This is a genomic window from Ruminococcus sp. D54t1_190329_F1, from assembly GCF_015551645.1.
Lineage (GTDB): Bacteria > Bacillota > Clostridia > Lachnospirales > Lachnospiraceae > Blautia_A > Blautia_A faecis.
Genome location: NZ_JADNDC010000010.1, coordinates 84,442 through 104,027, shown reverse-complemented (window position 1 = coordinate 104,027; position 19,586 = coordinate 84,442). Strand labels below are relative to the sequence as shown.

Here is a 19,586-nt window from a genome sequence, read left to right as displayed (position 1 = left end):
AGCTTACTGCGATTTAGACATTGAAAAAATAAATGTCTAAGTTGTAGTAAGCTTTTATTGTTTATGGTGTCAGGAAATGCTCTTGATTACATTACGGAGATACTCGTAGCAGATCTTAAGATTTTTCTCCCCTTCTTTATCCAGCGGAATCTGCAGTGTGCGTTCCACTCCATTTCGTGAAATAACGCATGGAAGGCTCATTGCGATTCCCTCTAATCCGTATTCTCCTTCCAGAACAACGGAAGCCGGTACAACGGCACGTTCATTTCGCATAATGGCTCCTACCAGACGGCAGACGCTGAGGGCGATGCCGGAGCTTGTGTAGCCCTTCAGTTCTACAATGTCCAGACCGCTGACCTTCACCTCGTAAAGCAGCTTTTCACAGTCAATAGGCTCTTTCAGACCAAACTGCTTCTGAAAATCATGGAAAGGAATTCCTACAATATTAACCGCATTCCATGGAATAAAGCTTGTGCCGCCGTGTTCGCCCAGAACGAATCCGGTGACATTTTTTGCATCTACACCGCACAGGTCGGCAAGCATTTTATTGAAGCGGGCGGTGTCCAGAAGAGTACCGGTACCGATCAGAAGATTTCGGGGGTAGTTGAATTCCTTCTGTGCAATATAAGTAAGAATGTCCATTGGATTTGAAACATTGATAATAATGGCAGAACGGGTGTAAGTGGTAATCTGTGTCATGATCTCCTTCATCACCTGTACATTGGTCTGCAGCAGCACCATGCGGTCACGGGAGTTACCTGGCTGAATGCTGGGACCTGCGGTGTTGATGATAATTTGGGCGTCTTTACAGTCCTCGTAGGTACCCACCCGGATGTTTGCGTTGGCACTGTATGCAAAGGCGGTGGTGTGGCTGGCATCCAGTACGACTCCCAATGCTTTTTTTTCATTTCTGTTTATGACAACGATCTCATCTGCAAGATTCATTCGCAGAAGAGAGTCCAGAATTGCAGATCCCACATGACCTGCGCCGATCAGAACAATTTTTCCATAACTTATATTTTCCATGATGTCAGGCTCCTTTAGAAATGTAAACTTTCATATATAGTGATGTCACCGATAGACGACATGTCTGTTTTGTGAATAAGAATAGCACTTGTGTGCTGCAGAAACAAGAGAATTTTTGATTGCACTGTAAAAAATACGGAGTGATAAAAATGAAAACGATTTTCATATTGACTTTGAAAAAGAATCTGCTATAATATGAAAATGATTTTCAAATTGGAGGCGCGGGAAATGAGCGAAAAAGCACAATATCGTACCAGACAGATTACAGAGCTGGAGAATTATCTGTGCTCTATGGAAGGAAAACATGTTACAGTCAGCGATATATGCAAATACTTTAAAAGTCAGGGGATTTCTATCGGAACCACAACGGTGTACCGCCAGCTTGACCGGATGGTGGAGCAGGGACTGGTTGCTAAATATGTGGTAGACGGCACTAGCAGTGCATGCTTCGAGTATCTGGGACATGATGAGCATTGTCATAAGCATATATGCTTTCATTGCAAATGCGAGAAGTGTGGAAAGGTGATTCATCTGGAATGCGGGGAAATGACACATCTGGGCGAGCATATGCTGGAAGACCATGGATTTCAGTGGGATTTTACCAGGACGGTGTTTTATGGAATCTGTGAGGAGTGTAGAGGAAAATAATGAGGTTGAACATGCACAAATTAAAAAATAAATTCAAAAGGCTACTCATGTCAGCTGCCACAATAGGTACGGCCTGCCTTTTGGCAGGCTGCGGTGCAGGTGCGGCGGCAGGAACTGACAATTCCGGTGTGACGGAAAGCCAGAGCGGGGGAAATGGCAGCGAACAGGAGAATGCCAGCACAGATAGTCAGAAGCTTCAGATTGTAGCCACTATTTTTCCAGAATACGACTGGGTAAAGGAAATCCTGGGTGACCAGGCTGAGAATGTGGATCTTACCTTGCTTTTGGGTAACGGAACAGACATGCATAGTTTCCAGCCTACCATGGAAGATATTTTGAAGGTATCCACCTGTGACCTGTTTATTTATGTAGGCGGTGAGTCTGATTCCTGGGTAGCCGATGCATTGAAGGGCGCCGGAAACCCAGACCGAAAAGCAATCAACCTGATGGATGTGCTGGGAGATCAGGTGAAGGAGGAAGAGCTTGTAGAGGGAATGCAGGAAGAAGACGGCCACACTCACGAAGAAGAGCATACCCACGATGATGATCTGGAATACGATGAGCATGTCTGGCTGTCCTTGAAAAATGCGTCTCTGTTTTGCGACACCATTGCCAGTAGTCTTGCTGATGCTGATCCGGAGCATTCCCAGCTTTATCAGCAGAACGCCGAGGCTTATGAAGAAAAACTGGCAGCTCTGGATCAGGAATACCAGACTTCAGTGGAGAAATCCCGGTCAAAAACCCTGCTTTTTGCGGATCGTTTCCCGTTCCGCTATTTAATTGACGACTATAATCTTACCTATTACGCTGCATTTGCCGGCTGTTCCGCAGAAACAGATGCCAGCTTCGAGACCATCACATTTCTGGCTGGTAAGCTGGATGAGCTGAACCTTCCGGCTGTTCTCACTATCGAGAATTCCGATCAGAAAGTGGCGAAAGCAGTAATTGAAAATACAAATACTAAGGATCAGAAGATTTTGACATTAAATTCCATGCAGTCCGTAACTACAAAGGATGTGGAAGAGGGAACCACATACCTTTCCATCATGGAAAATAATCTCCAGATTCTGAAGGAGGCATTATGAGTCTGATTACTTGTGAGAACCTTACATTGGGATATGAAGGAAAAGCGATTTTGTCCGGGCTGAATTTCAGCGTAAATTCCGGTGATTACCTTTGTATTGTAGGAGAAAACGGCTCTGGGAAATCCACACTGATGAAAACCCTTCTTCATCTTCAGAGCCCTATGAGCGGCAGCATCATTCTGGGAGACGATTTAAAAATCAACGAGATTGGCTATCTGCCACAGCAGACTGCGCTTCAGAGAGACTTCCCTGCTTCGGTAGACGAAATTGTGATGTCTGGTTTCCTGGGAAGAATGGGGCTTCGTCCTTTTTACAATAAAGCAGAGAAAAAAGAAGCCCGCGAATTGATGGAGAAAACCAGGATTACGGATCTGGCTGACCGTTGTTATCGCCAGTTGTCCGGCGGGCAGCAGCAGAGAGTGCTTCTGACCAGAGCCCTTTGCGCCACAAGGAAAATCCTCCTTCTGGATGAGCCTGTTTCTGGTCTGGATCCGGTTGCAACTGCTGATATGTACCAGATTATCAACGAATTAAATAAAGAAGACCGAGTAACCATCATCATGATTTCCCACGATATCAGTGAAGTAGCAACTTATGCAAGTCATGTGCTGCATATTGGACAGAAGGTTTTCTTCGGAACAAAAGAGGAATATCTGGAAAGCAAGATTGGAAAGCGGCTTGTGGATGCTGGAGAGGAGGGAAAAGCATGAGCGGAATTTTTGAAAAACTGGCATTTTATTTCCAGTATCCATTTGTGTGGTATGCTTTGATCGTAGGCGTGCTTATTGCACTTTGCTCCTCTCTTCTGGGGGTAACGTTGGTGCTGAAGCGATTTTCCTTTATTGGGGACGGACTGTCCCATGTGGCATTCGGAGCTATGGCCATTGCATCAGTGCTGAATTTCAGCAACAATATGCTGTTTGTCATGCCGGTAACTGTGATCTGTGCGGTGCTGCTTCTTCGTACAGGACAGAGTACAAAGATCAAAGGAGATGCGGCAATCGCTATGATTTCGGTCGGAGCCCTGGCAGTTGGCTATCTGCTGATGAATGTGTTTTCCACAGGCTCTAATATTTCCGGAGATGTGTGCAGCAGCCTGTTTGGTTCTACATCAATTCTGACCCTGACCACAGCTGAGGTGTGGCTGTGTGTGGTGGTGTCTGTTATTGTTGTGGCACTGTTTACAGTATTTTATCATAAGATATTTGCGGTTACTTTTGATGAAAATTTTGCAAAAGCTACTGGAACCAGGACGGATATGTACAATCTTCTGATTGCGGTGATCACAGCGGTGATCATTGTGCTGGCTATGAATCTGGTGGGGTCCCTGTTGATCTCAGCTCTGATCATTTTCCCGGCACTGTCGGCAATGAGGCTCTATAAACGATTCAGCGCAGTAATTATCTGTTCGGCGATTTTATCCGTGTTGTGTGCATTTTTTGGAATTATTGTTTCCATTCTGGGCGGAACGCCGGTAGGGTCTACCATTGTGGCTGTGGATATTGCGGCGTTTCTGGTGACAAGCCTGATTGGGAAGCTTTTAGAGAGATAGAATATGGTATAGAGTAGTAGAGCGTGTCTGAAAAATCTGACAAGTTAATATGGCAGTTACTTAATATCCGATGTATAGGGCGTTCTTGTAAGTGGTTCAGCTTGCAGGGGACGCCTTTTTAATGTAATAGGAAATTCTGTTGGAATTGCCTATTACATCAAAAGCCTTACTGAGCAGGAACGCACTGCGGCGGAAAGGGTAGCTGTCGCTCGAGGCGACCCGTCGCAGGCGGAGAATCCTGCAAGCTGGATTTTTTTTATATGGACAATGAGAAAAATACTAACCAGAGTATAGTGCTTTTTCCTGGGTAAATTTCTTATAATATAGTTACAGCAGAATGATACAGTTGTAGAAAAAATTTCTGGTTACTGTTTTGTATCTGGCTGCAAAGTTGAAATTATATTTTTCAGAAAAATTATATGATTCAGGGAGGGTGCTTATGAAAAGAAGAATAATTGCTGCAGTATTTACCGGAATGTTAACCGTCGCATTGTTTCCTGCTATTGCCCATGCAGAAATCGAAAATCCGGAGGACTATATGGGCATCTGGTATGCCAATTATGTAATATATTCTGACGAAAGCAGCGAACGCCACAATGTAGCAGAATATTTGAACCAATACTTGGAAATGAGGCTGATGGAAGACGGAAGTGCTTACATGGAAATGTCCTACAATAGTGAGGAGCCAGACTAGGCAGAAATTCTGAAGGTCTCATGGAAACTGGAGGATGGGAAAATACTTGTTTCCCTGGAGGAAGGAGACATTTATCTTGATACAGTGGACGGAGAGTTTGTGGGGAGCTTAGATGAGGATACCCAGGTGATTTTCGGGCGGGAACTGGTGCAGACAGGAGAAGCTCAGAGCCTGGATAATCTGGACGATCTGGAAGATAGTGAAAAGGCTAAGATTCCAAAGGAGAATCCCTACATTTATCATCCGGAAACAGACAATCCGGAGGAAATCATTGCCCGCTATCTTGGGGCTGCGAATTTGGAAAAAGGTTATGAAGTTTCCCTGGATGAGGACAATGGAACCTTTACAGCTCATTGGGCAGGAGATGAATATTATGATCCCAGGGACTATGTTGGAAGCTACAGAATAACGGATGATAACTATATCAACATTTGCTGGAGAGAGGCCACCAGTGAGTATGGCGATAAATGCTATGGTGCGGTTCTGGTAGACCGCTGGAACCAGTTTACGATAAATGAGGATCTTGGAAATCTGGCCGAAGTTATGACTGCCATGGCAAATGACATAAACAGCGGACGTGTTTTCACAGCTTACAGGACAGAAATCACAGAAGGCTCTGAAAACCAGGGTGCTGTGAAATTTATAGATGAGGATTACGAGGTTTCCTATAGCTACCAGATCATTCCAGGTGCAGATCCTATGGTGACACTTACCAGGTATGATTCGGAATATGATTATGAACAGGTGTATACAAATTATCAGCTGAGGGAGATGCTGTAGGAAAATAGAAAAATGTGAGAATGTGAAAAAAATGTGAAATTAGCACTCATCTCTTGACACTGCTAACAATATGTGCTATATTACAACTAGAACAAAGGAAGGGGATAAAAAGAAAGCAAAAGCGAAAGGCTTTATGAATTCCCTACCACCCGAGTTCCAAGAAACAAGGTAAACAGCATATTAAAAAGGAGAGATGACTTATGTTAATGCCTAGTATTTTTGGAGAGAACTTATTTGATGATTTCTTTAATGATTTTCCATTCTATTATGATGATAAAGCAATGAAAGATACCGAGAAGAAGCTTTATGGCAAGAGAGCCAGCCACGTTATGAAGACTGATATTAAGGAAATGGATAACGGTTATCAGCTGGTAGTCGATCTTCCAGGATTTACCAAAGATGAGATTAAGGCTTCCCTGGAGAATGGCTATCTGACCATCAGCGCTGAGAAAGGTTTGGACAAAGATGAGCAGGAGAAAGAATCCGGTCATTACATCCGCAGGGAGCGTTACGCAGGAGCCTGCAGCAGAAGCTTTTATGTAGGCGAGGATGTTCAGCAGGAGGATATTAAGGCTGAGTTTAAACATGGCATTCTGAAACTGTTTGTTCCGAAGAAAGAAGCGAAACCAGCAGTGGAAGAGAAGAAACACATTGCCATCGAAGGATAACTTTTCCCCTTTCAGAAGCACATTCTGAGAGAATAGCATAATTAAGAAGTAAGATGCCGCAGAATCACGGAAAATGGTGGTTCTGCGGCATTTTTTTTTACATTTGTTCGCTATTTTTCTGTCTTGACAATGCCTGTTGATTTAGCTATAATGGTGAAACTGTGAATATCCTAGTGAATTTGTACCCTTTTGGGTAATGAAATGTCTGCTTTTGCAGGCATTACCAATTATAAAAGTGGACTGTTTGGCGCATGAATATTATCTGTCGTTGGTATATTTCTGCTGCTTTTTGTTCAGGACTTTTATAGTAATGGAATTTTCCGGGAGAAACAGCATATAAGAAATGTATGATACGGGGCGACAAGCCGCCGGAATGAAAGGGAGTAAGGCTATAATGGAAGAAAAGAAGAACTTACTAACCTATGCAGGACTTAAAAAACTGGAAGAAGAGCTGCATGATTTAAAGGTAGTAAAAAGAAAAGAAGTAGCAGGTAAGATCAAAGAGGCAAGAGAGCAGGGAGACCTGTCCGAGAATGCAGAGTACGATGCAGCTAAAGATGAGCAGAGAGATATCGAAGCGCGTATTGAAGAAATTGAGAAAATCCTGAAGAACGCTGAGGTTGTAGTTGAGGACGAAGTCGATCTTGACAAGATCAGCGTAGGATGTAAAGTAAGAGTACATGACTTCGAGTTTGACGAAGATATAGAACTGAAGCTGGTTGGCTCCACAGAGGCAAACAGCCTGGAAGGCAAGATTTCTAACGAATCTCCTGTAGGAAAGGCTCTTATGGGCGCACACACAGGTGATATTGTAGAAGTAGAGCTGCCATCCGGTATCATGAAGTACAAAGTGCTGGAAATCCAGCGTAATATTTAAGGAGGCACAAAAGTGGCAGAACAGAAGAATCAGGATCTGAATCAGCTTCTGAAAATCCGCCGTGATAAACTGGCAGAGCTTCAGGCGAATGGCAAGGATCCATTTCAGATAACAAAATTTAATCAGACCCATCATTCACTGGAAGTAAAGAACCTTTATGAGGCACATGAAGCAGAGCTGCTGAAGGATCGCACAGAGCCGGATGTAACAGGTCTTGATGAAGAGCAGGCAAAGGAAGTTCAGAAGAACGACTACGAAGAGAGAAGATGTATTATGGATGCCAGCCCGATCCATGTGGCAATCGCTGGACGTATGATGTTCAAGAGAGTCATGGGAAAAGCTTCTTTCTGCAATATCCAGGATTTACAGGGAAATATTCAGGTATATGTTGCAAGAGACGCCATCGGAGCAGATTCTTATGCAGACTTTAAGAAATCCGATATCGGCGACATCTTCGGCCTGGAAGGTTTTGCATTCAGAACCAGAACCGGTGAGATTTCTATTCATGCAGAGAAAATGACTCTTTTATCAAAGAGCCTGCAGATCCTTCCGGAGAAATTCCACGGACTGACAGACACAGATATGCGTTATCGTCAGAGATATGTAGACCTGATCATGAACCAGGAGAGCAAGAACGTATTTATCAAGCGTTCTCAGGTCATTAAAGAGATCCGAAACTTCCTTGCTGGCCGTGACTTCATGGAAGTAGAGACTCCAATGCTGGTTTCCAATGCTGGTGGTGCAGCTGCCAGACCATTTGAGACACATTACAATGCACTGAACGAAGATGTTAAGCTTCGTATTTCACTGGAACTTTATCTGAAACGACTGATCGTTGGCGGACTTGAAAGAGTCTACGAGATTGGCCGTGTATTCCGTAATGAGGGTGTTGATACCCGTCACAATCCGGAATTTACACTGATGGAGCTTTACCAGGCATATACAGATTATGAAGGAATGATGGAACTTACCGAATCCATGTTCCGCTATCTGGCAGAGAAGGTCTGCGGATCCACTAAGATTTCTTACAATGGTATCGAGATTGATCTTGGGAAGCCATTTGAGCGTCTGACCATGAATGATGCGATCAAGAAATATGCAGGAATTGACTTCGACCAGGTAGCAGATGATGAAGCTGCCAAGAAGCTTGCTGCTGAGCATCATATCGAGTATGAGGAGCGTCACAAGAAAGGCGATATTATCAATCTCTTCTTCGAAGAATATTGTGAGAAAGAGCTGATTCAGCCTACATTTATCATGGATCACCCGATCGAGATTTCTCCTCTGACCAAGAAGAAACCTACTGATCCGAGTAAGGTAGAGCGTTTCGAGCTTTTCATCAACACATGGGAGATGTGTAACGCATACTCCGAGCTGAACGACCCGATTGATCAGCGCGAGCGCTTCAAGGCGCAGGATGCACTTGCAGATGCTGGTGATGAAGAAGCAAACCATACAGATGAAGATTTCCTGAATGCACTTGAGATTGGTATGCCGCCCACAGGTGGTATTGGATACGGAATCGACCGTCTGGTTATGCTTCTCACCGATAGCCAGGCCATCCGTGACGTACTGCTCTTCCCGACAATGAGATCTCTTGATGCTGACAAGGCTTCCTCAAAGTCAAAAAATGGCACTGATTCAGCACAGGCTGCACCTGTAGTTGAAGAGAAAATTGATTTCTCCAAGGTACAGATTGAGCCGCTGTTCACTGATTATGTAGACTTTGATACTTTCAGCAAGTCAGATTTCAGAGCCGTTAAGGTTAAAGAGTGTGTTGCAGTTCCGAAGAGCAAAAAGCTCCTTCAGTTTACACTGGATGATGGAACAGGCACAGACCGCACCATTTTGAGCGGAATCCACGCATTTTACGAGCCAGAAGAACTGGTTGGCAAGACACTGATCGCAATTACAAACCTGCCGCCAAGAGCAATGATGGGAATTGAATCCTGCGGAATGCTTCTCAGTGCAATCCACGAGGAAGAAGGAGAGGAAAAACTTCACCTTCTGATGGTTGATAACCACATCCCGGCTGGTGCTAAACTGTATTAATAAAAGAATATCAAAAAATAACACTATGCTTTGTACCAATTTTCGAGAGTTTGTACCAATTTTGTACCAATCATTCGGAGATTTTTGAAGAAGTATGGTAGGATATGTGAATGGAAGAGACTGGAATGAGAGTTCTGGTCTCTTTTTTTGTGTATTCAAATTTGCAACAAGGTGTGAAAGTTTAAATATGTTCATAGAAGGGAGAATTGGAACCAGAGCAGGTTCGGAACATTATGGACAGTATGATAAGAAAATTGTATGACATGGAACTGGAAGAACTGGGACGGAGCGGCTGGCAGGATGAAAAATTACTGTCAGAAGTCAGAAAACTTCTGGAAAAGAACAAGGTTTCTATCCAGGTGGAAGATAAAACTGGACGTGAGGGTGTTGATCTGGCATTTGCAATTGCTGAGATAGGAGAAGAAATTGGTTTTACACAAGGGGGTGTGATCCATTTGGTCACACCCTCCCTAGCTTTGGGACTATTCAGAAAAAATGAAATATCTGGAAATAAACAGGACAATCGTGGTAAAATATGGTATGATAAATTTTGATTAAACAGTCCTTCATTATTTATGCTTGGGAAAAATTACGGGATTCGGGTGAGAACATATGATTATAGATGAAGTCCTGTATGAGCGCTTCTGGAATGGGGAGAAAACAGCGGCAGATGAGTTGGTGCATAGGCATGGGGATATGCTGGTACTGTTTTTGAACAGTTATGTGAAGGATATCCATGAGGCGGAGGATCTGATGATTGAGGCCTTTGCGCAGATGTTTGTGAGGCGGCGGTCGGTATCGGAGGATGGCAGTTTCCGCGCCTATTTATATAAGACAGCAAGGCGTCTTGCAGGAAATGCGATAAAAAAACACAGAGTATATATTGGATTGGAAGAACTTCCTTTCGAGCTGCCGGGGGAGGCTCTGGCTGAGACAAGCCTGTTTGAAAATGAACGGAAGAAGCAGCTTTATGAAGCTATGGAAGAACTAAAACCGGAATACCAGGAAGCTCTGTACCTGGTTTACTTCGAGGACATGAGCTACCAGGGCACTGCAGAAGTTATGGGCAGGTCAGAAAGCCAGATTAAAAATCTGGTTCACAGAGGGAAAAAGAGTCTGAAAGAGCTTCTGGGGAAAAATGGATTTGAGTATTAGAAACCGTCACAGATGAAATGTGGCGGTTTTTTCTATGGAAAAAATAAAATATTTTAAATTTTTTCATTTTTAGTGAGAGGATTTTGGATTTGGTGCCTTTTATATAGTATAGAAGAAAATGGAAAGGGGCAGTGGAAGAATGGGATATGGTTCGGTAATACTTCAAAACGGTGCAGGCGGTTACATTCTGATCGGACTTGGGGCATTTATACTGGGAACGGCAGTAACATTATTCTGTATTCGGATCAGACAGAAGCAGCGCCCTCACGGAGAGCGTAAAAAACATGGAAATGGATTAGAAAGCAGGAATATGGAGGGAGGAACAAAATGAAGAAAATCGAATTAGCGAAAAAGAGCCGGAAACTATTTTCCGCGATCCTGGCAGGAGCAATGCTCACCACATCTGTGATACCGGAATCTTTTGTCTGGGCGGCAGATGTAGAGGAAGTGCAGGGATTTGGAGACAGTGAGAGCATGGGATTTGGATCCACACCAGATCCTGTGACTGAGGATGGTGAAGAAGGCTTTACAGACGAGATCGCTTCTTTTGGCAGTAATGGCAGCGATACCCCTGTAGAATCTGGTTTCCAGAGCCTGGCGTCTGCAGAAGAACTGCAGGAGCGGATCAATGCCCTTCCAACTGTGGAAAAATTTAAGAACCTGGCAGATGGTACTACGGTGGAAGGAAGCACCTTGAATCAGGCACAGACAGATGTGTATGCAGAAGCCCAGGATATTGCGGAGAAACTGGAGCTGCTTTCGGAAGACGAGCAGGGAATGGTGGATGTAAGTAGGCTGGAAGAGCTGTTTGAGTATTTTAATGGGATGACGGAAGAGTTAGCGGATACCAACACAATTTCGCCTGGAAATAATGTAACGATCACTTCTGGAGGAACGTATACGGTACAGGGAGGAACATATCAGCCTAGTAAGAGTGGAGTCATTACTATTGATACTACAGAGAAAGTTACTCTGGAGATTACTGGAAACATTAATATGCTAGGGTGTAATAAGGGCTGTTTTATTAGTATAGAAAATGCTTGTAAAGAGTTAACGATTATTAATAAGGATACGGTGAATGTTGATAATAATATTTTTCTATGCAATAAAAATAAAGATGCAACAGTTACTTTTGAGGGCGGTACTTATGAGGCTTTAACGAACGATGGGGTTCCCATAATTGTAAACGGAGGGGTTGTCAACCTTAAGAATGTTAAATTTAATGCAACTGGTTCTGTTTACTATGGAAGGATTGTACAGAATTATTGGTCCGATCTTGAGGGAACGATAAATATTCAGGATGGAACGATATTGGATGATAATAATAGAAGTGGAAATTATCCAGTTTATCCTTGTATTGACCTAGGAACTGTCAATATGTATGGCGGAACCATTACATCGTCAGAGGGAAAAGGTAATAGAGGAATAGTGGCATCAAACATGAAAGTTGTTGGCGGAAAGATCTCAAATTTTTATAATGCAATCGATAATAGTGCTGTTAAAAATTCATCAACTACGATTGGAAATGTAACCTTTGAAAATAATAATAGCGATATTGTGTTGGGGGAAAACAGCGAAAAAAAACTTATCATACAAGATGACTTCAAAGGAACTGCAAGTATTTATCAAAATCATTTTGTTGAATACCCACATATAATTACAATGCCAGGAACATCTCCGGAGATGCGCACAAGGATTACTTATAAGGATGCAGGGGGTGGTAATCCTCATTCAGTAAATTATGATACAACTGGAAAGTATCTGTATGCAAGTGATCATGTTCATTCATGGAGTTATTCAACAAGTGCTGATAAAATCATTGCAACATGTACGGCGAAGACAGATTGTGAATTTAATCCAGGTAAATTAGATTTAACCCTGACAGCAGCCGATGCATACTATTCCGGCAAAGCTTATACCGGAGCGACTGTGACAAATGGCATTACTTATCAGACAGGTGATGAGGCGAGTATCGTATATTATCTGAAAAATGGCACGAAGACAACCAGCAGCAACAGCGGTGCTGCGAGTGAAGGTGCTGCACCGGTAAATCCGGGACAATATATGATAAAAGCCACAGTTGGCAATCAGACCATAAGTGCTGATTTTGAGATCAAAAAAATGGAAATTAATCCGACAGTGACCATGGTTGACTGGACCTATGGGCAGAAGGCGAACACACCAAGCATAACAGTTAAGTTAGGTAAAAGTGACATTACAGCTTCTTATGATGCCTCCAGCTATACCTGTACGTACTATACAGATGCCGGCTGTACAGATATGACGACCGCAGCAGATGGTGCAGCCACAAATGGAGGAGTACCAAAGAACGCAGGTACTTACTATGTGAAAGTGGTTGTGCCGGAGAATGGAAACTATGCAGGGGCAGAAGCGGAAGCTTCCTTCACGATCGCACCACTTCCGGCAGACTTAACCTGGTCGAAAACAGATCTGATTTATACAGGAAGTGAGCAGAGCGTATCGGCGACAGTTGCGAATGCACTGGAGGGCGATTCTTTTGCAATTGCCTATGAAGGCAATACACAGACAGAAGCAGGCGACAGCTATACGGCAAGGGTAACAGACCTTGGAAATGATAACTATACACTTACCGGTGCCACGGGTGTTTCCAGGAACTGGAGCATCAGTTATCTGCAGAGTTCAGCAGCTGCGCAGGTTTCCGGAACGAAAGGTAACAATGATTGGTACATAAGCCCTGTGAAGCTTGTACCAGACAGTGGATACCAGATATCGACGGACAAAACAGACTGGAAGGATTCGCTTGGGGATTATGACATTCAGGGACAGAATAAGGTAGAATATTATCTGAAAAATGCAAATGGGCACATTACAGATAAAAAAACAGCAACTTTCAAAATTGATACCGAAGCACCAACAGGAGAAATAAAAATTGGAACAAATACATTTAGCAGTTCTCCGAATACGGTTACCTACGGCTACTGGTTCAGGGACAATGCCGCTGTTGATATCACAGGTGCTGATTCTACCAGTGGAATTGCCTCAATAGAATACCAAAAGGTGAAGGCAGATGAATCCTATAATGCAAATGGCACATGGGTTACATGGGACGCGGCTAATAAACTTTCCCTGACAGAAAGCGGCAAATACGTGATTTATGCGCGCATTACAGATAATGCAGGAAACCAGACAGTCATCAATTCAGATGGAGTGGTTGTATTTAAAGATTCTGTAGTAGTGGATTCTTCTATCGACTACACAAGAACAACTAAGACTTCCGTGGACGCGGAAGTAATGCTGAATGAAAATACAGTAGCGTCTGTAAAAAATGGAGAAACCACTTTAACAGCAGGAAAGGATTATACAGTTTCTGCAGATAAAATTACATTCAGTGGAGACTATCTTGATACTTTGGCAGTTGGATCTTATACAATGACTGTTGCATATAATCTCCAGGGAGTAACGGAGTATAAAGGCGGTGACAAACCTGCCGACAGCCAGATTGCAGTAAATGTGAAACGTCGGACTGCTAATATAAAAATCACAAGTGTTCTGAATAAAGAGTATGACGGACAGCCTGCAGATCTGGCATATACAACAAACAGCAATGCCAAAGTAAAAGTTGAGTACAACGTAAATGGAACCTGGCAGACAGAAGCTCCGACACATGCTGGTACTTATGAAGTAAAGGTAAGTGTACCTGAAAACGGTGATTTTACCGTTGCTTCAGATACGAAGACCTATACCATTAAGCCAAGAGAAGTGGTAATCTCTGGAATTGCCGCAAATGCGAAGGTATATGATGGAACTGCGAATGCAGAACTGGATTACAGCAAAGCGGTATTTACAGGCTTGGTTAAGGGAGACACCCTTACGGTAAGTGCGGAAGGCACATTTGCTGACAGTAATGCAGCCAAAGGAAAAACAGTTACGATCACAAATCTGATACTGAGCGGCGTTTCAGCAGATAACTATGTCCTGGCTGCTAACGGACAGCAGACAAGTACCACAGCTGATATCAATCCGAAAGAGATTACCGTTACCATCACACCAAACGGTGGAATCTACGAAGGAACCATTACCCCGGCAACAGCAAAATTAAACGGACTGGTAGGAAAAGATGATCCTGCAATCATCCTGACTTATACTGGTACAGCAAATGATGGTACACCAGCGGATGGAAAAGTACCGTCTAAGGCAGGAACTTATACGGTGACTGCTTCCATCAACGACAGCAACTACAGCCTGAAAGAAGAGGGACGTTCTGCTAAATTTATAGTAGAAAAGGCATATCCACAGTTAAGCATTTCCGCTGTGACAGACAAGAATTATGGAGAAGAAGCCTTTAAGCTGGGAGTAAGCAATAAAGGTGACGGTTCTAAATCCTATGCGAGCAGTAATGACAAGGTTGTAAAAGTCGATGAAAATGGAACCGTAACCATTGTTGGGGCTGGGAAAGCAACCTTAACAGTTTCCCTTGCAGAGTGCGCGAACTATACTAAAGATCAGAAAGAAGTTACCGTAACTGTTAAAAAGATTAATCATAGCCTTGTGGTGACGAAGCTTACTTATGAAGTAACTTACGGAGATCCAGTGTTCAAAATTGCAGCAAATGCAGAAGATACAGAGTCCGGTATTCATTTTACAAGTGATAACGAAAATGTTACCACAGTAAGCGCAGACGGAACTGTAACCATAAAAAATGCAGGAACCGCTAAGATTACAGTTTCCATGGATGAAAGCCAGAATTACCTTGCGGTTTCCAAAGAAGTGGTTGTAACCGTTGCGCCGAAAGAAGTAACCGTAACCCCAGGTAATGCTTCCAAGATTTATGGGGAGAAAGACGGAAAGCTGTCTTACCATGCAGAAGGTCTGGCAGATGGCGACAGCCTTTCTGACATTACTTTGACAAGAACTGAGGGTGAAAATGTAGGAATCTATGAGATTACAGCAGCCCAGAAAAAAGGTGCGAACCCGAATTATAATGTGAAATTTAATAGGGGAACCTTTACGATCAGTCCGAAAGAGATCACTGTTACGATCACACCAAACGGCGGAACCTATGAAGGTGTCATTATCCCTGCAACCGCAGCCCTGAACGGACTGGTTGGAGAGGATAAGCCGGAGATTACTTTGACTTATACTGGCAAAGCAAACAACGGAACAGAAGTAAATGAAACTGAGATACCAGTTCTTGCAGGAACTTATACGGTAACAGCTTCTATTACAGACAGCAATTATCGTTTGAAAGCAGAGGGAACAACGGCTGAGTTTACTGTTGCGAAAGCGTCTCCAGGGCTTAGTGTATCGGCTGTAGCAGATCGGAATTATGGCGGGGAAGCTTTTAAGCTGGAGGTAAGCCATAAAGGCGATGGTGTGAAGGCTTACACAAGCAGTAATGACAAGATTGTAAAGGTTGATGAAACTGGAACGGTAACGATTGTTGGAGCTGGCACAGTAACCTTAACAGTTTCCCTTGCAGGGACTGCAAACTATACGAATGACCAGAAAGAAGTTACCATAACGGTTAAAAAGATTAATCATAGCTTTGAGGTTGAAAAAATTGATTATGAAGTAACATATGGAGATCCAGCTTTTAAGATCGTGGCAAATGTAGGAGACACAGAGTCTGGCATTAGGTTTACAAGCGATAATGAAAATGTTGCCACAGTAAGCGCGGATGGAACAGTAACCATTAAAAATGCAGGAACTGCTAAGATTACAGTTTCCATGGATGAGAGCCAGAATTTCTTTGCAGTTTCCAAAGAAGTGACTGTAACCGTTGCTCCGAAAGAAATAACCGTAACCCCAGACAATGCTTCCAAGGTTTATGGGGAAAGTGATAAGGAATTTACTTACACTCCAAGCGGCCTGGTAGGAGAAGATACCCTTTCCGATATCACACTGTCAAGAGCAGAGGGCGACAACGTTGGAACCTATGAGATTACAGCAGCCCAGAAAAAAGATGCGAACCCGAATTATAGTGTGAAATTTAACAAAGGAACATTTACGATCAATCCGAAAGAGATCACGGTTACGATCACACCAAACGGCGGAACCTATGAGGGAAACATTATCTCAGCAGCTGCTGTTTTAAATGGTCTGGTAGGAGAGGATAAGCCAGAGATTATTTTGACTTATGCAGGCAAGGCAAACGACGGAACAGAGGTAAATGGAACTAAGACACCGGTTCTTGCAGGAACTTATACAGTAACCGCGTCTATTACAGACAGCAATTATAACCTGAAAGCAGAAGGCACAACCGCGGAGTTTGTTGTCACAAAAGCAACCCCAGGGCTTAGTGTAGCTGCTGTGTCAGACAAGAGCTATGGTGAGGGAGCCTTTAAGCTGGGAGTAAGCAATAAAGGTGATGGTTTAAAATCTTATGTAAGCAGTAATGAAAAGGTTGTAACTGTAGATGAAAAAGGAACTGTAACGATTGTTGGTGCAGGAACTGCAACTTTGACAGTATCTCTTGCTGAGAGTGCGAATTATACCGCGGATAGGAAAGCGGTTACAGTAACCGTTGCTCCGAAGGAAATAACGGTTACTGCTGATAATCAGAAGAAGATCGCTGGTGAGGCAGATCCTGTTCTGACCTATACAGCAGATGGCCTGGTGGGAGAAGACACCCTGTCCGGAATTACCGTGAAACGAAAAGCTGGTGAAAAGGTGGGAACTTATACAGTCACAGTTTCCCAGGAAGCAGGCTCCAACCCGAATTACAGGATTACATTTAAGAAAGGTACTTTCACAATCCAGCAGGCTGACCAGTCCAAACTGAAAGGAAAAGATGTTTACCGTCTGAAACTCCCGGTATTTTTGTCAAAAGGAAAAGCAAAGAAGAACAGCATTGTTCTTTCCTGGAAGAAATATACTGGTGCAACAGGCTACGATGTTTACTGGCGCTACTGTGATGGCAGTATAAATTATAAAAAAGTTGGAACTGTCAAAAATGGAAAACTTTCCATAACCCATAAGAAGCTGAAGAAAGACCGTGAATATAAGTACTTTATTGCTGCTTATAAAATGGTGGAAGGAAGAAAGATCTATATTGCCAAATCCAATGGCGTGCATGTTGCCATGAAAAAGGCTGCAACAACAAACGTGGCTTCCATTAAAGTGAATAAGAAAAAGGTTACTTTGGCAGTTGGAAAAACTTTTACGTTGAAGTGCGAGATCAAAGCCGAAAACAGCAGCAAAAATCTGGTTTTCCACACCAGTTCCTACCGCTATTACACCACCAACAGCAAAGTGGCAACAGTAAGTAAAGCGGGAGTAATCAAGGCAAAAGGCAAAGGCACCTGCAGTATATACGTGCTGGCAAACAACGGGGTGTACAAAAAAGTGAAGGTAAAAGTGAAATAAGGAGAATGGAAATGCGAACAGAACAGGAACGGATGGAACTGATTCGTAAAAGAACATTGGAAATACGAAAAAAAGAGAAAAAGCGCAGACAGCGGATCATTGATATGGGATGTGCAGCTGCCTGTGTGCTCCTAATCATCTGTCTGGGCATGTTAATGCCTCAGATAACTGCTCAGATAGAGGGTACAAGGATGGATGGTGTCTTTGGGGGAGCTGCCAGCATTTTTGGCACAAACAGTGCACAGGGGTATATCGTGATGGGAATAATCTGCTTTTTCATAGGAGTCTGCGTAACAGTCCTTTTATATCGGTTACATAGAAAAGCAGAAAGGGATCATTTCGATGAATTTTGAAATTATTGATAACCTGTTTCAGGTTCTGGTATTGTTTAGCGCAATGGCAGCCTCTGCCGTAACCGCCTGTAAGAGGAAAAGCAGAGATTTTCTGCTCCTTGCAGGCGGCTATGGCTGCTTTATGATGGGGACACTTTACTATGTACTGCATCTCATCATTACCGGGGATATCCCACAGATCTTTTATGTGGCGGAAATCTCCTGGCTGGCGGCATATCTGTTCTTTCTATCTCTTTCTTTATCCAGAAGAAGCACAAAGGGGAATTTTCCAGGTGTTATTTCCATTTTCTGTGCGGTGTTGATTATGTGTTTGATTTTTGTTTTTCAGATATTCGGGCCAGCGTTGCTTTTTTCTCTTTGCTTTGCCGTTACAGAAGGGACAATTGTTCTTAGATGTATGGAAGTGATCAGAAGAGAACGAAAGAAACATCTGCTGGACTCAATCCTGCTGCTTGTATCCTGGCTGCAGGTTGCATTATACATCGTATCTGAATTTTTATCAGATTATGCCCGGTTTAATTTTTATTTTGTGGTAGATATGGTGCTGACACTTACGATGGCGTCCATGTATTTTGCCCTTCTAAGAGAGGTTGAGCGTGAATGAGTTACTATATTGAGAATATTTTCCTGTGTTTGGCAGTTCCGCTTATCTTAAGCATGCTATTCCGAAAAGGGAAGCAACGGACATTTACCACATTTGTGATTCTTGGAATGGGATGCTGCCTCTTATCAGCTTATGTGAGCAGCTTTTTTGCCGGATATTACCATGCAGGCACTGCCGCCGCTGTAATGGAAATTACTCCTGTGTGCGAGGAAGTGATGAAGTTTCTTCCGCTTTTGTTTTATCTGCTGGTATTTGAACCGGATAAACAGGAGGTGATATCTCCGGCAATCGGAATCGCGGTTGGATTTGCTACATTTGAAAACGTATGTTATCTTACAGAAAACGGTGCAGCTGATTTTTACGATATTCTGATCCGTGGAGTATCGGCTGGTTCCCTTCATCTTCTGTGCGGAATTGCACTCAGCTGTGGAATTGCTTATGTATTTCGAAAGAAGTGGATTATGGTTACTGGGACCATCGGTGCACTTGGGGCCTGTGTGGTTTTTCATGGGATTTATAATATACTGATCACAGCAAAAGGCAGATGGAATCTGATCGGATATCTGTTTCCGATATTTTTAATCTTTGCCCTTCTGGTCGTTAAAAAATCGCGGTTTTATAAGAAAATTGAATTCGATTAAAATCAATCAAAATAGCAAAAATAAATGCCCTTGCAAGTAAACTTGCAGGGCATTACAGACTGTAGACAAACTTGGTGTTGGGGATTATGCCCAGCACCATTTTT

General features: G+C 43.1%; 17 protein-coding genes. 16 read left to right on the top strand and 1 reads right to left on the bottom strand.

Annotated elements, in window-relative coordinates; translation table 11 throughout:
* Positions 1-69: 69 nt before the first annotated feature.
* Positions 70-1,026, bottom strand: coding sequence for an L-lactate dehydrogenase (locus I2D69_RS06460; RefSeq protein WP_195379596.1), 957 nt, complete (start codon positions 1,024-1,026; stop codon positions 70-72).
* 228 nt (positions 1,027-1,254) lie between these two features.
* Here I2D69_RS06460 and I2D69_RS06455 point away from each other — a divergent pair, with 228 nt between their 5' ends.
* The 16 genes from I2D69_RS06455 to I2D69_RS06380 all read left to right on the top strand — a co-directional run bounded on the left by I2D69_RS06455 (position 1,255) and on the right by I2D69_RS06380 (position 19,482).
* Positions 1,255-1,674 carry a transcriptional repressor gene (locus I2D69_RS06455; RefSeq protein WP_148461400.1) on the top strand — a complete coding sequence of 140 codons (420 nt, stop codon included), beginning with the start codon at positions 1,255-1,257 and terminating at the stop codon, positions 1,672-1,674.
* A gap of 11 nt (positions 1,675-1,685) precedes the next feature.
* Positions 1,686-2,759: a metal ABC transporter substrate-binding protein gene (locus tag I2D69_RS06450; protein WP_148461401.1), complete on the top strand. Its 1,074-nt coding sequence runs from the start codon at positions 1,686-1,688 to the stop codon at positions 2,757-2,759.
* Positions 2,756-3,469 (top strand): metal ABC transporter ATP-binding protein, encoded by a 714-nt coding sequence (locus I2D69_RS06445; protein WP_118577697.1) that lies wholly within the window; start codon positions 2,756-2,758, stop codon positions 3,467-3,469. The genes I2D69_RS06450 and I2D69_RS06445 overlap by 4 nt, the downstream gene beginning before the upstream one ends.
* Entirely contained in the window at positions 3,466-4,311 is an 846-nt protein-coding gene (locus I2D69_RS06440) for a metal ABC transporter permease (protein WP_195379595.1), read from the top strand. Before I2D69_RS06445 ends, I2D69_RS06440 begins: the two co-directional genes overlap by 4 nt.
* A 439-nt stretch (positions 4,312-4,750) precedes the next feature.
* Positions 4,751-5,005: a hypothetical protein gene (locus I2D69_RS06435; RefSeq protein ID WP_195379594.1), complete on the top strand. Its 255-nt coding sequence runs from the start codon at positions 4,751-4,753 to the stop codon at positions 5,003-5,005.
* Positions 5,006-5,104: 99 nt separating this feature from the next.
* The gene (locus I2D69_RS06430) at positions 5,105-5,785 is read left to right on the top strand and encodes a hypothetical protein (protein ID WP_195379593.1); all 681 of its coding nucleotides are present in this window, start codon (positions 5,105-5,107) and stop codon (positions 5,783-5,785) included.
* 200 nt (positions 5,786-5,985) lie between these two features.
* Entirely contained in the window at positions 5,986-6,453 is a 468-nt protein-coding gene (locus tag I2D69_RS06425) for an Hsp20/alpha crystallin family protein (RefSeq protein WP_148461412.1), read from the top strand.
* A gap of 394 nt (positions 6,454-6,847) precedes the next feature.
* Entirely contained in the window at positions 6,848-7,330 is a 483-nt protein-coding gene (greA, locus tag I2D69_RS06420; RefSeq protein WP_148461413.1) for a transcription elongation factor GreA, read from the top strand.
* A gap of 12 nt (positions 7,331-7,342) precedes the next feature.
* Positions 7,343-9,382: a lysine--tRNA ligase gene (gene lysS / locus I2D69_RS06415; RefSeq protein ID WP_195379592.1), complete on the top strand. Its 2,040-nt coding sequence runs from the start codon at positions 7,343-7,345 to the stop codon at positions 9,380-9,382.
* 233 nt (positions 9,383-9,615) lie between these two features.
* Positions 9,616-9,936, top strand: a complete 321-nt coding sequence (locus I2D69_RS06410) for a hypothetical protein (RefSeq protein WP_118575142.1) — start codon at positions 9,616-9,618, stop codon at positions 9,934-9,936.
* A 58-nt stretch (positions 9,937-9,994) separates the two neighbouring features.
* A complete protein-coding gene (locus tag I2D69_RS06405; RefSeq protein WP_118575144.1) occupies positions 9,995-10,537 on the top strand; it encodes a sigma-70 family RNA polymerase sigma factor in 543 nt (180 codons plus the stop codon).
* A 118-nt stretch (positions 10,538-10,655) separates the two neighbouring features.
* The gene (locus I2D69_RS06400) at positions 10,656-10,868 is read left to right on the top strand and encodes a hypothetical protein (RefSeq protein ID WP_195379591.1); all 213 of its coding nucleotides are present in this window, start codon (positions 10,656-10,658) and stop codon (positions 10,866-10,868) included.
* The gene (locus tag I2D69_RS06395; protein WP_195379590.1) at positions 10,865-17,884 is read left to right on the top strand and encodes an MBG domain-containing protein; all 7,020 of its coding nucleotides are present in this window, start codon (positions 10,865-10,867) and stop codon (positions 17,882-17,884) included. The genes I2D69_RS06400 and I2D69_RS06395 overlap by 4 nt, the downstream gene beginning before the upstream one ends.
* An 11-nt stretch (positions 17,885-17,895) precedes the next feature.
* The gene (locus I2D69_RS06390; RefSeq protein ID WP_195379589.1) at positions 17,896-18,237 is read left to right on the top strand and encodes a hypothetical protein; all 342 of its coding nucleotides are present in this window, start codon (positions 17,896-17,898) and stop codon (positions 18,235-18,237) included.
* The gene (locus tag I2D69_RS06385; protein WP_195379588.1) at positions 18,227-18,841 is read left to right on the top strand and encodes a hypothetical protein; all 615 of its coding nucleotides are present in this window, start codon (positions 18,227-18,229) and stop codon (positions 18,839-18,841) included. Before I2D69_RS06390 ends, I2D69_RS06385 begins: the two co-directional genes overlap by 11 nt.
* Positions 18,838-19,482: a PrsW family glutamic-type intramembrane protease gene (locus I2D69_RS06380; protein ID WP_195379587.1), complete on the top strand. Its 645-nt coding sequence runs from the start codon at positions 18,838-18,840 to the stop codon at positions 19,480-19,482. The genes I2D69_RS06385 and I2D69_RS06380 overlap by 4 nt, the downstream gene beginning before the upstream one ends.
* The last annotated feature ends 104 nt before the right edge of the window (positions 19,483-19,586 follow it).

What these genes read in the sequence shown, in the direction of transcription:
- I2D69_RS06460 (WP_195379596.1), bottom strand. Translation starts at nt 1,026, where the DNA reads ATGGAAAATATAAGTTATGGAAAAATTGTTCTGATCGGCGCAGGTCAT.
- I2D69_RS06455 (WP_148461400.1), top strand. Translation starts at nt 1,255, where the DNA reads ATGAGCGAAAAAGCACAATATCGTACCAGACAGATTACAGAGCTGGAG.
- I2D69_RS06450 (WP_148461401.1), top strand. Translation starts at nt 1,686, where the DNA reads ATGCACAAATTAAAAAATAAATTCAAAAGGCTACTCATGTCAGCTGCC.
- I2D69_RS06445 (WP_118577697.1), top strand. Translation starts at nt 2,756, where the DNA reads ATGAGTCTGATTACTTGTGAGAACCTTACATTGGGATATGAAGGAAAA.
- I2D69_RS06440 (WP_195379595.1), top strand. Translation starts at nt 3,466, where the DNA reads ATGAGCGGAATTTTTGAAAAACTGGCATTTTATTTCCAGTATCCATTT.
- I2D69_RS06435 (WP_195379594.1), top strand. Translation starts at nt 4,751, where the DNA reads ATGAAAAGAAGAATAATTGCTGCAGTATTTACCGGAATGTTAACCGTC.
- I2D69_RS06425 (WP_148461412.1), top strand. Translation starts at nt 5,986, where the DNA reads ATGTTAATGCCTAGTATTTTTGGAGAGAACTTATTTGATGATTTCTTT.
- greA (WP_148461413.1), top strand. Translation starts at nt 6,848, where the DNA reads ATGGAAGAAAAGAAGAACTTACTAACCTATGCAGGACTTAAAAAACTG.
- I2D69_RS06410 (WP_118575142.1), top strand. Translation starts at nt 9,616, where the DNA reads ATGGACAGTATGATAAGAAAATTGTATGACATGGAACTGGAAGAACTG.
- I2D69_RS06405 (WP_118575144.1), top strand. Translation starts at nt 9,995, where the DNA reads ATGATTATAGATGAAGTCCTGTATGAGCGCTTCTGGAATGGGGAGAAA.
- I2D69_RS06400 (WP_195379591.1), top strand. Translation starts at nt 10,656, where the DNA reads ATGGAAAGGGGCAGTGGAAGAATGGGATATGGTTCGGTAATACTTCAA.
- I2D69_RS06395 (WP_195379590.1), top strand. Translation starts at nt 10,865, where the DNA reads ATGAAGAAAATCGAATTAGCGAAAAAGAGCCGGAAACTATTTTCCGCG.
- I2D69_RS06390 (WP_195379589.1), top strand. Translation starts at nt 17,896, where the DNA reads ATGCGAACAGAACAGGAACGGATGGAACTGATTCGTAAAAGAACATTG.
- I2D69_RS06385 (WP_195379588.1), top strand. Translation starts at nt 18,227, where the DNA reads ATGAATTTTGAAATTATTGATAACCTGTTTCAGGTTCTGGTATTGTTT.
- I2D69_RS06380 (WP_195379587.1), top strand. Translation starts at nt 18,838, where the DNA reads ATGAGTTACTATATTGAGAATATTTTCCTGTGTTTGGCAGTTCCGCTT.